Origin of the sequence: Streptomyces sp. NPDC058221 (genome assembly GCF_042882365.1) — a bacterium.
Taxonomy (GTDB): Bacteria; Actinomycetota; Actinomycetes; order Streptomycetales; family Streptomycetaceae; genus Streptomyces.
In genome coordinates, this window is record NZ_JBHVWF010000107.1 from 1 (window position 1) to 14,584 (window position 14,584).

Sequence of the window (14,584 nt, forward strand, 5' to 3'; positions counted from 1 at the left end):
TCAAGCGCCGGACGGGCTGGATTTCCCCGGGGCGCCCGCGCCCCTACGCGCCGTCCCGGCCGATCGCCGCGAACACCGCACCCGTCAGGGTCGCCAGATCCTCCGGGGACAGCTCGACCTCCAGGCCGCGGCGGCCCGCCGAGACGCAGATCGTTTCGTGTTCCCGCGCCGACGCGTCCAGCACCGTGGGCAGCCGCTTGCGCTGGCCCAGCGGGGAGATGCCGCCCCGTACGTAGCCCGTGGTCCGTTCCGCCGCCGCCGGGTCCGCCATGGTGGCCCGCTTGCCGTCGGCCGCCGACGCCAGGGCCTTCAGGTCCAGGGAACCGGCCACGGGGACGACCGCGACGGTCAGGCGGCCGTCGACGTCGGCCACCAGGGTCTTGAACACCCGGTCGGGGGAGACGCCCAGCGCCTCGGCCGCCTCCTCGCCGTAGGAGGCCGACGCCGGGTCGTGCTCGTAGGCGTGCACCGTGAAGGCCGTGCCGGCCGCGGTCAGCGCGACCGTTGCCGGGGTGGAGCCGGATTGGGGCTGCTTCTTCGCCTTCTTCGCCACGGGGGAGTGGCCCTCCGGTCGCTCAGTTGGGGTGGGTCGGGGCGCGGGTGAGCTCCACCGCGGGCAGCGACGGCAGATGGCGGATGACGGCCGTCTCGGAACGCAGCAGGGTCAGCTCCTCGCGGAGCCGGGTCGCGGTGTCCGGCGCCTGGAGCAGCCGCTGCTTGGCGGGGATGTCCAGTACGGCCGCCGCGGCGACCAGGTAGGAGATGACGGACGGTTCGTCGGGCAGGTCCGCCCCCGTGGTCAGGGAGCGTTCACTCGCGCCCGCCAGCCGCTTCTGGTAGCTGCGGAACGCCCGCATGACGCCCTCGGCGAGCGCGCCCGCGTCCTCGCCCGGGTCCTCCTCCAGCTCTTCGAGCTCCGCCGTCAGGTACGGGCCGCTCGCGTCCACGGAGAGCAGCCTGACCCGGGTGGTGCCCGTCGCGAGGACCTCGAAGCTGCCGTCCGACCGCTCCCGGATCTTCGCCGCGTCGGCGATACAGCCCACCCGGTGGAACGTCTGGACGGGATCGGGGCCGAAGCCGTCCGCCGGGCCGCGCTCGACGGGGGCGCTCATCGAGTCCGGCATTCCGGCGGCCGTCGGGGCCGTCTCGCGGCCGTCCCGGATGGCGACCACGGCGAAGCGGCGCGGTTCGTCCTCGTCCGTCTTCAGCAGCTCGCGCATCATGGCGCGATAACGCTCCTCGAAGACGTTCAGGGGCAGCACGAGGCCCGGGAACAGCACCGCGTTCAGCGGGAACAGGGGCAGGCGAGCGGTGGTCACAACGGTCAAGCGTAATGGCCCGGGGTACGTCCCCGGTCGGCCCGGTGCCGCAAGGGCGTCACAGACGCCACCTGGAGCCGTGCGCCGTCCCGTGCGTCGAGGAAGCGGCCGAGCGGATCGTCGGACACCGAGGACCACGGGAACGAGGCCGCATGGGGTCCGATCTGCCGGAACTGTTCCAGGGCCTCGTCCCAGCGGCCCCGCACCACCAGCACGTAGGCGAGCAGATTGCGGACCTCGGCCGGCCACGGGTCGCCCGGCGCGAACCCGGCGGAGAGCGAGATCGCCAGATCCACCGCCCGGTCGATCCGCTCCTGCTGCACCGAGGTGGTCCGGGTGTCCGGCCCGTCGGTCAGCACGGCGAACGCGGCCCGCAGCGGCAGCGCCTGCACCAGGGAGCTGGGCAGCGAGTCGTCGGCGGCCCGCTCGGCGAAGTCGAAGCACTCGCGGTGCGAGCCGTACCAGGCGGCGGAGAGGTACTGGAGGGCCGCGACATGGCAGCCGTAGTGGTGCGTGGAGCGCTGTATGGCCTGCTCCCACAGCGTCTCGAACGTGGTGTGCGTGGCACGGGTGCCGCGGGCGTGGTCGAGCGCGAGGCGCCAGGGCACCGGATCGTGCGAATCGCACTCCGCCGCAGCCGTGATCATCGGTCCCACCTCGCGCAGCTGCTCCGCACGAGCGGGCGACTCCCAGGCGCGCAACAGGGCGAGCTGGGCCTTGACGAGCAGCGCGTCCGGGTCGTGCGGGGCAGCGGCCAGCCAGTCGCCCAGCCAGCCGTCCCGGTTGCGGGCGAACGCGACGAGCCGCTGCAGATAGCGGTCCCGGCTCTCCCACTCGGCCGCGTCCCGGGTGGTGGCCAGAAGCTTCGCGGCCGGCTCGTACTCCCCGAGCGCGGCGGCGACCAGCGCGGGCGAGAGGCGCTCGTCGGGAGCGTCGAGCATCACCGCATGGTCAGCGGGCAGCCCGGTGGAGAGCTCCGGGGTGTGCCGGATCATGCGCGCGGTACGGAGCAGAGCGCGGAGGAAAGGCATGGTGCAGACCATTGAAAAGCGCTGGTCGGGGCGGCGCCAGAGGGGTGCTGTGAAACTTTGGTGCCGAGTGGAGGGGTTGCCTTGCGTACGGCCAAGAAAGAGTAAAGGAAATCGCGGAATCTGGCCTGTTCCTATCGTTCCGGGGGCGCTCGGCGAGTGGTCTGCCCGGAGGGGCGTGGCGCGCTCGCGTGCGCCTTCCGCCTTTGCCGGAAAGGGCGGTTGCCGGGTGGGCCGCGGCCTGCGGGCCGGTCAGCGGTCAGCTGCGGCGCAGCATCCGTGAGGCACCGGCCGCGACCGTGGTGGCCAATATCCAACCCAGCAGCACCAGCGCGGCCGCCACCCACTGCCAGCCGCCCTCCATCAGCCAGTAGCCGTCCTGACCGAGGTTGATCACCGGCACCAGCAGATCCAGCGCGTACAGGGCAGGGTTCCACTCCGGATGCTCGCTCCCCTTGATCGACGCCGGCTGGTAGTGCGAGAAGGCCACCGCTCCCGCCGCCCACAGCACCGCCATCCACACCGCGGCGCGCCCCGGCCGGTAGCCGTACGCCACCGTCCAGTCCTGGAGGTAGCCCCAGAGCTTCGCGGCGGGCGGCAGCGTCTCGCGGCGCCGCCGCTGCTTGGCGAGCAGCACCTCGCGGGCGTCCGCGTCCTCGCCGCTGCTTCGGAGCACGGCCGCCAGCCGTTCGTACGGCTCCGGCACGTACTCGGGGGTCGCGGCCGCCACCCACTCCAGGCGCCGGGAGAGCGGGAAGTGCCCGTACGGGACGAGGTTCTCGTACACGAACCCGCCCATCGCGAGACCGCCCGGGCCCGGCCAGCTGGACGACACGTCGATCAGCGTGACGATCTTCGCCCCGTTCAGCACCACCCGGCCCTGGGCCGGACGCTCCGGGTTGAACCTCAGCTCCGGAGCGACTATCCGGCGCAGCGAGAGCTCCTCGTGGCCGACGAGGACGAAGACCGCCTTGTGCAGGTCGACCGCGTCCCCGAACCGCCCGTCGTCCAGCCGCACCCCGCCCCGGCACCGGAAGACCTGCGCGCGGGTGCCGTGGCCCGGCGTCGGTGACGTGACGATGCCGTACGGGGGAGTGTTGCCCTGGTTCCCGGTGTCGACGCTGACCCAGGCCTCGCTCATGTACAGCGTCCGCTCCACGCTCAGCTGCGGGGCGTTCAGCGCGCGGCGCCCCTGGGTGGCGCGCAGCCGGCTGCCGCGCAGGCTCAGCGAACCGCCGACCTTCGCACCGCGCAGGCTCAGCTCGCCGAGTGTCTCGATCATCTCGGCCTGCAGATCCTGGGCGACCGTGAGCCCGTCGCCGATGAACGCCCGGCCCTGCCGGTCGGGGCCGATCTCGATCTGGTTGATCAGCAGATCCGTGCCGATCTGCGCGTCCGTGAGCCGGATGCCGCGCTCGACCCGGCAGCGCGGCAGATGGAGATCGCCCTCGGTGTGCAGCCTGGCCGCGTCCAGCCGGGGGATCGCACACCCGACCATCCGCAGCGTCGTGAAATGGCACTCGGGCAGCACCACTTCCTGTTCGAAGCGGCAGCCGGTCAGCTCCACGTACGGATCGACCCGGCCGCCCGCGAGATCCAGCTTCCCGGTGATCCGCAGCCCCCGGAGTTTCAGCGCGGCCACCCGGCCGGGCCTGGCCCGCGGACCGCTCAGCAGCAGCCGGGCCACGACCCGGGCGTCCACGCTGCGTTCGATGCCCCAGGCCAGCGGGGCGAACGGATCGTTCCGCGCCGCGTCACGGGCGCGCAGATCGTAGGTGGTGCCGTTCCTGAAGGACTGCCACATGCCCAGCTCGGCCGCGCTGAGGCCGTCCGGAAAATCCCCGTCGTGCGGTTCGGTCACTGACGCCCCCTTCCACTCGGAGCCGTAACGGCCTCACCCGCGATCGGCAGCGGCGTCGGCGGGTGAAGTCGTAGTCCCGTTATTCCCTCTGAGTGACCGTATGAACGCTAATAGTCAGCCGTGACAGCGTGGGCATGTATCAGCCAGTGATACGGGCGTCCGGGTGCCCGAGACGGTCTGAGAGAATTGCGGTGTGATCTCTCGAATCGATCTGCGCGGCGATGCCCTCCCCGAGGGCGGCGCCCTGCGCGACCTGCTGCCCCGTGCCGAGTTCGACGTGGAAGCCGCCCTGGCGACAGTGCGGCCCATCTGCGAGGACGTACGCCATCGTGGCTCCGCGGCAGTGATCGACTGGGGGGAGAAGCTCGACGGTGTACGCATCGGCTCGATCCGGGTCCCGGCCGACGCGATCACCGGCGCACTGGAAACGCTCGACCCCGCCGTGCGCGCCGCCCTGGAGGAGTCGATCCGCCGCGCCCGCCTCGTCCACCGCGAGCAGCGCCGCACCACACACACCACCCAGGTCGTTCCGGGCGGCACCGTCACCGAGAAGTGGGTGCCGGTCGAGCGCGTCGGGCTGTACGTGCCGGGCGGGCGCTCCGTCTACCCGTCGTCCGTCGTGATGAACGTCGTCCCGGCCCAGGAGGCGGGCGTCGAGGGCGTCGCCGTCGCGTCCCCGCCGCAGAAGGAGTTCGGCGGCCTGCCGCACCCGACGATCCTGGCCGCCTGTGCCCTGCTCGGCGTGGACGAGGTGTACGCCGCCGGCGGCTCCCAGGCCGTCGCCATGTTCGCGTACGGCACCGAGGACTGCCTGCCGGTGAACCTCGTCACCGGCCCGGGCAACATCTACGTCGCCGCCGCCAAGCGCCTCCTCAAGGGCCGCATCGGCATCGACGCCGAGGCCGGCCCCACCGAGATCGCGATCCTCGCCGACTCCACCGCCGACCCGGTGCACGTGGCCGCCGACCTGATCAGCCAGGCCGAGCACGACCCGATGGCCGCCGCCGTGCTCGTGACGGACTCCGAGGAGCTCGCCGCCGCCACCGAGGCCGAGCTGAAGCCGCAGGTCGCCGCGACCAAGCACGTCACCGACCGGATCGAGCCCGCCCTGGCGGGCCGCCAGTCGGCGATCGTCCTGGTCAACGACCTGGAGGACGGACTCAAGGTCGTCGACGCCTACGCCGCCGAGCACCTGGAGATCCAGACCGCCGACGCCGCGGCCGTCGCCGGCCGGGTCCGCAACGCCGGAGCGGTCTTCGTCGGCCCCTGGTCCCCGGTCTCGCTCGGCGACTACTGCGCCGGCTCCAACCACGTGCTGCCCACCGGCGGCTGCGCCTGCCACTCGTCGGGCCTGTCCGTGCAGTCCTTCCTGCGCGGCATCCACATCGTCGACTACACCCGCGACGCGCTCGCCGAGGTCACCCACCACGTCGTGACCCTCGCCGAGGCGGAGGACCTCCCCGCCCACGGCGCCGCACTGAAGGCCAGGTTCGGCTGGAAGGTTCCGCAGCAGTGAACGACAGCACCACGCGCAACGCCTGGGACGACCTGCCGATCCGGGACGAACTGCGCGGCCAGTCCCCGTACGGGGCGCCCCAGCTCGACGTACCGGTCCGGCTGAACACCAACGAGAACCCGTACCCGCTCCCCGAGGCGCTGGTCGACCGGATCGCCGAACGGGTCCGCGAGGCCGCCCGCGACCTCAACCGCTACCCCGACCGGGACGCCGTCGAGCTCCGTACCGAGCTGGCCCGCTACCTCACCCGCACCGCCGGACACGAGGTCGCGGCCGCCAACGTCTGGGCGGCCAACGGCTCCAACGAGGTGCTCCAGCAGCTGCTGCAGACCTTCGGCGGCCCCGGACGCACCGCGATCGGCTTCGAGCCCTCGTACTCGATGCACGCCCTCATCGCCCGCGGCACCGGCACCGGCTGGATCTCCGGGCCGCGCAACGAGGACTTCACCATCGACGTCGACGCGGCCCGCGCGGTCATCGCCGAGCGCCGCCCCGACGTCGTCTTCATCACCTCGCCCAACAACCCCACCGGCACCGCCGTCGACGCGGACACCGTCCTCGCGCTGTACGACGCCGCGCAGGCAGCCAGGCCGTCGATGGTCGTCGTCGACGAGGCGTACGGCGAGTTCAGCCACCACGCCTCGCTGCTCCCGCTCATCGAGGGCCGCCGCCACCTGGTGCTCTCGCGCACCATGTCGAAGGCGTTCGGCGCCGCCGGACTGCGGCTCGGCTACCTCGCCGCGGACCCGGCCGTCGTGGACGCCGTCCAGCTGGTGCGGCTGCCGTACCACCTGTCCTCCGTCACCCAGGCCACCGCGCTCGCCGCCCTGGAGCACACCGATACGCTCCTCGGGTACGTCGCGCAGCTCAAGAGCGAACGCGACCGGATCGTCACCGAGCTGCGCACGCTCGGCTTCGACGTCACCGAATCGGACGCCAACTTCGTCCAGTTCGGCCGCTTCGCCGACAGCCACACCGCCTGGCAGCACATCCTCGACCGGGGCGTCCTGGTCCGGGACAACGGCGTACCGGGATGGCTGCGGGTCTCCGCAGGGACCCCGGCAGAGAACGACGCGTTCCTCGATGCGGTACGCGAACTGAAGAAGGAGCACGACGCATGACTCGCGAGGCCCGCGTAGGAAGAGTGGAGCGGACCACCAAGGAAACCTCCGTGCTCGTCGAGATCAACCTCGACGGCAGCGGCAAGGTCGATGTCGCGACCGGGGTCGGCTTCTACGACCACATGCTCGACCAGCTCGGCCGGCACGGACTCTTCGACCTCACGGTCAAGACCGACGGCGACCTGCACATCGACTCGCACCACACCATCGAGGACACCGCCCTCGCGCTCGGTGCCGCCTTCAAGCAGGCCCTCGGCGACAAGGTCGGCATCTACCGCTTCGGCAACTGCACCGTCCCGCTGGACGAGTCGCTCGCCCAGGTCACCGTCGACCTCTCCGGCCGCCCCTACCTGGTGCACACCGAGCCCGAGAACATGGCGCCGATGATCGGCGAGTACGACACGACGATGACCCGGCACATTCTGGAGTCCTTCGTCGCCCAGGCGCAGATCGCCCTGCACGTGCACGTCCCGTACGGGCGCAACGCCCACCACATCGTGGAGTGCCAGTTCAAGGCGCTCGCCCGGGCCCTGCGCTACGCGAGCGAGCACGACCCGCGCGCGGCCGGCATCCTCCCGTCCACGAAGGGCGCGCTGTGACCGGCCTCAACACCATCCTGATCCTGGTCGGCCTCTTCCTGGCCGGCGGGGTCTACTCCTTCTCGAAGCAGGGCATGCCCAAGGGCGTCATCGTGCTGCTGAGCATCGGATCCCTGATGTGCCTGGTCGCAGGCATCATGCGGATCCAGGGACTCTGGGACTAGGGGCGGCATGGACACCAAGAAGAAGGTCGTCGTCTTCGACTACGGCTTCGGCAACATCCGGTCCGCCGAGCGTGCCCTCGCCCGGGTCGGTGCCGATGTGGAGATCACCCGCGACTTCGACACGGCGATGAACGCGGACGGGCTGCTGGTGCCCGGCGTCGGCGCGTTCTCCGCCTGCATGGAAGGCCTGAAGAAGGCCCGCGGTGAATGGATCATCGGACGCAGGCTCTCCGGCGGGCGCCCTGTCATGGGCATCTGCGTCGGCATGCAGATCCTCTTCGAGCGCGGCATCGAGCACGGCGTGGAGACCGAAGGACTCGACGAGTGGCCGGGCACCGTCGGCCCGCTCAAGGCCGACGTCGTCCCGCACATGGGGTGGAACACCGTCGAGGCCCCCGAGGGCTCCCGGCTGTTCGCCGGACTCGACCCCGAGGCCCGGTACTACTTCGTGCACTCGTACGCGGCGCACGACTGGTCCCTCGAAGTCACCAACGCGAAGATCCGTGCCCCCAGGGTCACCTGGGCCACGCACGGCGAACGGTTCGTGGCGGCCGTGGAGAACGGCGCGCTGTGGGCCACCCAGTTCCACCCCGAGAAGTCCGGCGACGCCGGCGCCCAGCTGCTGACCAACTGGATCGAGACGCTGTAATGCCGAAGCTTGAACTGCTCCCCGCCGTAGACGTACGCGACGGCCAGGCGGTCCGCCTGGTGCACGGCGAGTCCGGCTCCGAGACCTCCTACGGCTCCCCGCTGGAGGCCGCACTCGCCTGGCAGCGCTCCGGCGCCGAGTGGCTGCACCTGGTCGACCTGGACGCCGCCTTCGGCACCGGCGACAACCGCGCGCTCATCGCGGAGGTGGCGGGCGCCATGGACATCAAGGTCGAGCTGTCCGGCGGCATCCGCGACGACGCCTCGCTCGCCGCCGCCCTCGCCACCGGCTGCCGCCGGGTCAACCTCGGCACCGCCGCCCTGGAGACCCCCGAGTGGGTCGCCAAGGTCATCGCCGAGCACGGCGACAAGATCGCGGTCGGCCTCGACGTACGCGGCACCACGCTGCGCGGCCGCGGCTGGACCCGTGACGGCGGCGACCTCTACGAGACGCTGGAGCGCCTCGACTCCGAGGGATGCGCCCGCTACGTCGTCACCGACATCGCCAAGGACGGCACGCTCCAGGGCCCCAACCTGGCGCTGCTGCGCGATGTCTGCGCCGCAACCGACCGGCCCGTCGTGGCCTCCGGCGGCGTCTCCTCGCTGGCCGACCTGCGCGCGATCTCCCTGCTCGTGGGGGAGGGCGTCGAGGGCGCCATCGTCGGCAAGGCGCTGTACGCGAAGGCGTTCACGCTGGAAGAGGCGCTCAAGGCGGTCTCCGCATGACCGACTCCGTCAAGCGCGTCTCCTCCGGAGCCCCCTGGGAGGAGAAGTTCGGCTACTCGCGGGCGGTCGAACTCCCGGGCGGGCTGGTGCTGGTGGCCGGGTGCACCTCCGTGGTGGGCGGGGAGGTCTCCGCCGGCAGCCCCTACGAGCAGGCCGTCACGTCCTTCGAGGTCGCCTTCGAGGCGCTGAAGCAGGTGGGCCTGGGCCGCGAGGACGTCGTCCGGACCCGGATGTACCTCACCCACGCACGGGACGTGGAGGAGGTCGGCCGCGCCCACAAGGAGCTGTTCGACGCCGTACGCCCCGCCGCCTCCATGATCATCGTGTCCGGTCTCGTGGACCCGGGCCTGGTCGTCGAAGTAGAGGTAGAGGCCTATCGGGCAGGTGCGCGGTGACGCTCGCGGTACGTGTCATCCCCTGTCTCGACGTGGACAAGGGCCGCGTCGTCAAGGGCGTCAACTTCCAGAACCTGCGCGACGCGGGCGACCCCGTCGAGATGGCGAAGCTCTACGACGCCGAGGGCGCCGACGAGCTGACCTTCCTCGACATCACCGCGTCCAGCGGCGACCGCGAGACGACGTACGACGTGGTGCGCCGCACCGCCGAGCAGGTCTTCATCCCGCTCACCGTCGGCGGCGGCGTCCGCACCACCGACGATGTCGACAAACTGCTGCGGGCCGGTGCGGACAAGGTCGGCGTCAACACCGCGGCCATCGCCCGTCCCGAGCTGATCCGGGAGATCGCCGAGCGCTTCGGCCGGCAGGTCCTGGTGCTCTCCGTGGACGCCCGGCGCACCCCCGCGGGCACCTTCGAGGTCACCACGCACGGCGGCCGCAAGGGCACCGGCATCGACGCCGTCGAATGGGCGCACCGGGCCGCCGAGCTCGGCGCGGGCGAGATCCTGCTCAACTCGATGGACGCCGACGGCACGAAGGACGGCTACGACACCGAGATGATCGCGGCCGTACGGGCGCAGGTGAGCGTCCCCGTGATCGCCTCCGGCGGCGCGGGCCGGCTCGGTGACTTCGCACCGGCCGTCGGTGCGGGAGCCGACGCGGTGCTCGCCGCGTCCGTCTTCCACTTCGGCGATCTGCGGATCTCCGAGGTCAAGGGCGCCCTCCGCGAGGCCGGGCACCCGGTCCGCTGAGGAATCAGGGGGACGCCGGTCGCGAAGACCGGTGAAGTTGCCGATGTGTGCCACCGGGGTGCACCGCGAGAGTGGCGACCGCCAGAGAACAACGGCGGATCCCACGCGGTGCACCCCCGGAGGCCCCAGGTGACGACAGGCCCTCGGTCCCTGCCCGGCGTGGCTCCCGCCACGACCGAGAGGACCCCCCTCGTGCAGCAGCACCTCCCCTCCGGCGACACCTCCCCGCGCCACCGGATGTCCAGGAGCCGCTCCCGTCTCGTCAAGGGACTGCTGGCCGCCACCGTCGCCACCGCCGGTGTGTGCACCGCGCTGATGCCGGGCGCCCAGGCCGCCGACAACCCCTATGAGCGCGGTCCGGCCCCGAGCGATTCGAGCATCGAGGCGAGCCGCGGTTCGTACGCGGTCTCGCAGACCAGCGTCTCCTCGCTGAGCGTCAGCGGCTTCGGCGGCGGCACGATCTACTACCCGACGTCCACCGCGGACGGCACCTTCGGCGCGGTCGCCATCTCACCCGGCTTCACCGCCTACCAGTCCAGCATCGCCTGGCTCGGCCCGCGGCTCGCCTCACAGGGCTTCGTGGTCTTCACCATCGACACCAACACCACGCTCGACCAGCCCGACAGCCGCGGCCGTCAGCTGCTGGCCGCGCTCGACTACCTGACGAAGACGAGCTCGGTGCGCACCCGGATCGACACCACCCGGCTCGGCGTGATGGGCCACTCCATGGGCGGCGGCGGCACCCTGGAGGCCGCGAAGAGCCGCACCTCGCTGAAGGCGGCGATCCCGCTGACCGGCTGGAACCTCGACACCACCTGGCCCGAGGTCCGTACGCCCACCCTGATCTTCGGCGCCGACGGCGACACGATCGCCCCCGTCGCCACCCACTCCGAGCCGTTCTACCAGTCGCTCCCGAGCGACCTGGACAAGGCGTACGTGGAGCTGCGCGGGGCCACGCACTTCACCCCGAACACCTCCAACACCACGATCGCCAAATACAGCATTTCGTGGCTGAAGCGCTTCATCGACAATGACACCCGGTACGAGCAGTTCCTCTGCCCGCTGCCGGCGGTGAGCCTGACGGTCGCCGAGTCCCGGGGCAACTGCCCGCACACCTCGTAACCCTGACGGTATGTCAGGGGCCGGACCGTGAACCGCGGTCCGGCCCCTTCGCGTCCGCGGCGGTCCCCGCCCGGCCCGGACCCGGCTGTGCACACGCACAGCCGATCGCGTTCCGCCTTGGGAGGGTGCCCCGCAAGAGGCCGGAGGCCGGGCAGGGGCGGACGCACACCTTCCGAGCTTGTTTACGCGGAAGTAACGTGCCGGACGTGACCCCATCGACGACCGTGCACAGTCCCCTCCGGCTGTACGGCCGCAGCGGTGAACTCGCCGTCCTGGACAGGCTGTCGGACCGGCTGGGCGGCGGTGACGGCGGTGCGCTGGTGCTGACCGCACTGCCCGGCACCGGCCGCACCGCGCTCCTGGACAGCGCCGTCGCCGCGCACCGTGAACGCGGCACGGGCCCTGTCCTGAGCGCCACCGCGGCGCCCGCCGAGCAACGGCTGCCCCACAGCGGCCTGCACGCCCTGCTCTGCTCCGCTCCCGGACCGCTCCCGGTCCCGCCCGACCAGGTGCTGCGCGACGGCATCGGACCGGCGGACCTGCTCGCCCTGCTGCGGGAACTCGGCGCGGACCGGCCGCTGCTGGTGTGCGTGGACGACGCGCACCGCTGGGACGCCGATTCACGCGGCGCCCTCGTTTTCGCGGCCCGCAGGCTCGGGGCCGGCAGCCGGGTCGCGGTGCTGCTCGGCGCCGGGGACGGGGCAGCCTTCGCGGGGCTGCCCGCCCTCCGGCTGGGCCCGCTCGACGACGCCGCGGCCGCCGCGCTCCTGGACCGGCTCACCGACGCCACCGGCACCGCCGGTGCCGCCGACCGGGTGGACCCGGTGGTCCGCGGCGAACTGCTGCGGGCAGCGGCCGGGAACCCGCGGCTGCTCACCGGGCTCACCGGCCGGCTCACCCCGGACCAGCTCGCCGGACGGGCCGTGCTGCCCTACCCGCTGCCCGGTGGCGATGACGTCCTGGAGGCCCACGCCGCACGCCTCGACGGGCTGCCCGCGGACACCCGCACGCTCCTGCTGCTCGCGGCCGCCGCCGAGGAGCACGAACCGGAGGGGGCCGGCGCGGATGTCGCCCTCCTGCTGCGCGCCGCCACCTCGGCCGGTCTCGGCCCTGCGGCGCTCGACCTCGCCCTGCTCACCCCCGCCGGGACGGCGGGCTCCCTCCAACGAGCGGGCAGCCGCGTCCACTTCAGCCACCCTCTGCTACGCCGTGCGGTCCTGCGCCGGGCCACCCCGCACCGCCGCCGCGCGGTGCACGGCCTGCTCGCCACCCTGCTGGCGACGGGTACCGCCGGTGCGCGCGGACGGGGCCGGGGCGGTCAAGGCCCCGGGGCGGCCGGCCCGCTGGTGCTCGCGGCGCTCGTCCAGCGGGCCGGTGCGGCCGCCGGCCCGGATGCGGGGCTCGCCGACGCGCTGGAGGCCGCGGCCGTGGCGCCGCGGCCGCACGCCGAGCGGGCGGCGGCGCTCGCCCGCGCCGCGGTGCTCTCCACCGACGGGACGCCGCGGGCCGACCGATTCGCCGCAGCCGCCGAGCACACCCGTCTCGCGGGCGACGCCGGGCGGGCCCGCGCGCTGCTCGCCAGGGTCGGCGGACGCCCCCCGCACGGCGGTGCGCACCGCGTGCGGGGGCTGCTCGTCCTGCGCGACGGGCCGGCCGCCGATGCCCGCGAGGCGCTGCTCACCGCCGCCGCCCTGCTCGCTCCGCACGACCCCCGCCGCGCCCTCGACGCCCTCCTCGGCGCCGCCGAGGCCGCCTGGGCGATGGGCGACGCCCTCGCCTACCTCGACGCCATGACCCGTATCCCGGACTCCTGGCCCGACCGGGCCCTGGCCCACTACCGCGACGGAATGTGCGCCATGCTGCGCGGCCGGGTCACCGAGGGGCACGCCCTGCTGCGCCGCTGCCTCGACTCCGCCGACCGGGCGCGGGAACCCGCCACGATGCTGCGCGGCGGGGTGTCGGCCCTGGTGCTCGGTGACATCGACGCCGCCTGCCGGTCCGGGGCCCGGGCGCTCGCCGCCGTACGCGCGACCGGGCCGGATGTCCTGCTGCCCCAGGCCCTGGAGCACCTGGCGTACGCCGAACTCCGGGCCGGGCGCCATGCGCGGGCCCGTGCCCACGCACTGGAGGGCCTGCATGCCGCCCGCCGCACCGGGCAGCCCAACACCGCCGCCCATCTGCACGCGGTGCTCGCGCTGGCCGCCTCCGTGGAAGGCGGTACGGAGACCTGCGCCGGGCACGCGGACGCCGCCCTTGCGGGCGCGGGACCGCACGGTCTCGCGCAGGCCGCGACCCTCGCCACCTGGGCGCTCGCCCGCGCGGACCTGGCCGCCGGGCGCTCAGGCGAAGCGGCGGCCAGGCTGGGCCCGCTGGTCAGGCAGGGCCCGCGGCGCGGGCACTTCGCGGCCCGGATGCTCGCCGTGCCGTGCTTCGTCGAGGCATCGGTCCTGGCCGGCCGGGCGGACCGGGGCGGGGGAGCGGATCCGGTAGTCGTCGCCGCCGTCGAGGAGTTCGCCGTCTGGGCCGCCTGCACCACCGACCCGCAGGCCCCTGCCCAGCTGGCCCGTTGCCGGGCCCTGCTGGCACCGCCGGCACAGGCGGCCGGACGGTACGAGGAGGCGCTCGCCCACCACGACCGCACGGGCGGTGATTTCGAACGCGCCCGTACCCAGTTGCTGTACGGGGCCTGGCTGCGCCGGCGCCGGCGCACCCGGGAGGCCAGAGGGCCGCTGCGGGACGCGCTGGTCGGCTTCGAGCGGTGCGCCGCGCGGGCCTGGGCCTCCCGGGCCAGAGGGGAACTGCGGGCCGCCGGAGAGGCGGTGGAGGGCTCCGGCGCCCTCAGAAAGGCGGATCCGCTGGCCGCGCTGACTCCGCAGCAGCAACGGATCGCCCGCTGCGTCGCCGAGGGGGCCACCAACCGGGAGGTGGCGCTGCGCCTTTCGGTGAGCACGCGCACCGTCGACCATCATCTGCGCAATGTGTTCGCGGCCCTGGGTGTCCGGTCCAGGACCGAGCTGGCCAGGATGCTGGAGCGGTAGGGCGGGTGCGCCTGCCGGACGCCGCGGGCCGGGCGGGACTCAGCGGACACGCCCCGGCCCGGGGTGTGTGCGGGGACGCGCCCCGGCGGGCCCGCCGGGACGTCCGGCCCGCGCCCCGGGTGCCTTCCGGCCCCGGGAGGTTGCAGGACCGTGATGAGAAGTACGCCGCAGACCCCTAGGTACCGACTGGGCGGTATGCCATTCTGCGGGCGTCAGGATCGTTCGGTGTGCTCATGCCCAACGCGGGCTGGGCGACGCGGAGCCGGCCGTTTCCCGGAGCCGGCCGAACCCCGGT

14 protein-coding genes are annotated in these 14,584 nt (G+C 73.1%); 10 read left to right on the plus strand and 4 right to left on the minus strand.

Features of this window, described 5'->3' with window-relative positions:
* Positions 1-43: 43 nt before the first annotated feature.
* From ybaK to ACFVW8_RS27895, 4 genes are all read right to left on the minus strand, one after another.
* Positions 44-553: a Cys-tRNA(Pro) deacylase gene (gene ybaK, locus ACFVW8_RS27880; RefSeq protein WP_389694668.1), complete on the minus strand. Its 510-nt coding sequence runs from the start codon at positions 551-553 to the stop codon at positions 44-46.
* 22 nt (positions 554-575) lie between these two features.
* A complete protein-coding gene (locus tag ACFVW8_RS27885) occupies positions 576-1,319 on the minus strand; it encodes an LON peptidase substrate-binding domain-containing protein (protein ID WP_389694670.1) in 744 nt (247 codons plus the stop codon).
* A 5-nt stretch (positions 1,320-1,324) separates the two neighbouring features.
* Positions 1,325-2,362, minus strand: a complete 1,038-nt coding sequence (locus ACFVW8_RS27890; RefSeq protein WP_389694672.1) for a hypothetical protein — start codon at positions 2,360-2,362, stop codon at positions 1,325-1,327.
* A gap of 244 nt (positions 2,363-2,606) precedes the next feature.
* Positions 2,607-4,208 carry an oxidoreductase gene (locus ACFVW8_RS27895; protein ID WP_389694674.1) on the minus strand — a complete coding sequence of 534 codons (1,602 nt, stop codon included), beginning with the start codon at positions 4,206-4,208 and terminating at the stop codon, positions 2,607-2,609.
* Positions 4,209-4,401: 193 nt separating this feature from the next.
* Between ACFVW8_RS27895 and hisD the strand changes: the two genes are divergently transcribed.
* The 10 genes from hisD to ACFVW8_RS27945 all read left to right on the plus strand — a co-directional run bounded on the left by hisD (position 4,402) and on the right by ACFVW8_RS27945 (position 14,289).
* The gene (gene hisD, locus ACFVW8_RS27900; RefSeq protein WP_389694676.1) at positions 4,402-5,724 is read left to right on the plus strand and encodes a histidinol dehydrogenase; all 1,323 of its coding nucleotides are present in this window, start codon (positions 4,402-4,404) and stop codon (positions 5,722-5,724) included.
* Positions 5,721-6,845 carry a histidinol-phosphate transaminase gene (locus ACFVW8_RS27905; protein ID WP_389694678.1) on the plus strand — a complete coding sequence of 375 codons (1,125 nt, stop codon included), beginning with the start codon at positions 5,721-5,723 and terminating at the stop codon, positions 6,843-6,845. The genes hisD and ACFVW8_RS27905 overlap by 4 nt, the downstream gene beginning before the upstream one ends.
* A complete protein-coding gene (gene hisB / locus ACFVW8_RS27910) occupies positions 6,842-7,444 on the plus strand; it encodes an imidazoleglycerol-phosphate dehydratase HisB (RefSeq protein WP_219570702.1) in 603 nt (200 codons plus the stop codon). Before ACFVW8_RS27905 ends, hisB begins: the two co-directional genes overlap by 4 nt.
* The gene (locus tag ACFVW8_RS27915) at positions 7,441-7,608 is read left to right on the plus strand and encodes a hypothetical protein (RefSeq protein WP_389694680.1); all 168 of its coding nucleotides are present in this window, start codon (positions 7,441-7,443) and stop codon (positions 7,606-7,608) included. The genes hisB and ACFVW8_RS27915 overlap by 4 nt, the downstream gene beginning before the upstream one ends.
* Before the next feature lie 7 nt (positions 7,609-7,615).
* A complete protein-coding gene (gene hisH / locus ACFVW8_RS27920; RefSeq protein WP_389694682.1) occupies positions 7,616-8,257 on the plus strand; it encodes an imidazole glycerol phosphate synthase subunit HisH in 642 nt (213 codons plus the stop codon).
* On the plus strand, positions 8,257-8,982 hold the full coding sequence (gene priA / locus ACFVW8_RS27925) for a bifunctional 1-(5-phosphoribosyl)-5-((5-phosphoribosylamino)methylideneamino)imidazole-4-carboxamide isomerase/phosphoribosylanthranilate isomerase PriA (RefSeq protein WP_389694684.1): 726 nt from the start codon (positions 8,257-8,259) through the stop codon (positions 8,980-8,982). The genes hisH and priA overlap by 1 nt, the downstream gene beginning before the upstream one ends.
* Positions 8,979-9,377, plus strand: coding sequence for a RidA family protein (locus tag ACFVW8_RS27930; protein WP_389694686.1), 399 nt, complete (start codon positions 8,979-8,981; stop codon positions 9,375-9,377). The genes priA and ACFVW8_RS27930 overlap by 4 nt, the downstream gene beginning before the upstream one ends.
* Positions 9,374-10,129: an imidazole glycerol phosphate synthase subunit HisF gene (gene hisF / locus ACFVW8_RS27935; protein WP_389694688.1), complete on the plus strand. Its 756-nt coding sequence runs from the start codon at positions 9,374-9,376 to the stop codon at positions 10,127-10,129. Before ACFVW8_RS27930 ends, hisF begins: the two co-directional genes overlap by 4 nt.
* Positions 10,130-10,321: 192 nt before the next feature.
* On the plus strand, positions 10,322-11,251 hold the full coding sequence (locus tag ACFVW8_RS27940) for an alpha/beta hydrolase family protein (protein ID WP_389694690.1): 930 nt from the start codon (positions 10,322-10,324) through the stop codon (positions 11,249-11,251).
* Positions 11,252-11,457: 206 nt separating this feature from the next.
* Positions 11,458-14,289 carry a LuxR C-terminal-related transcriptional regulator gene (locus ACFVW8_RS27945; protein WP_389694692.1) on the plus strand — a complete coding sequence of 944 codons (2,832 nt, stop codon included), beginning with the start codon at positions 11,458-11,460 and terminating at the stop codon, positions 14,287-14,289.
* Positions 14,290-14,584 lie beyond the last annotated feature (295 nt).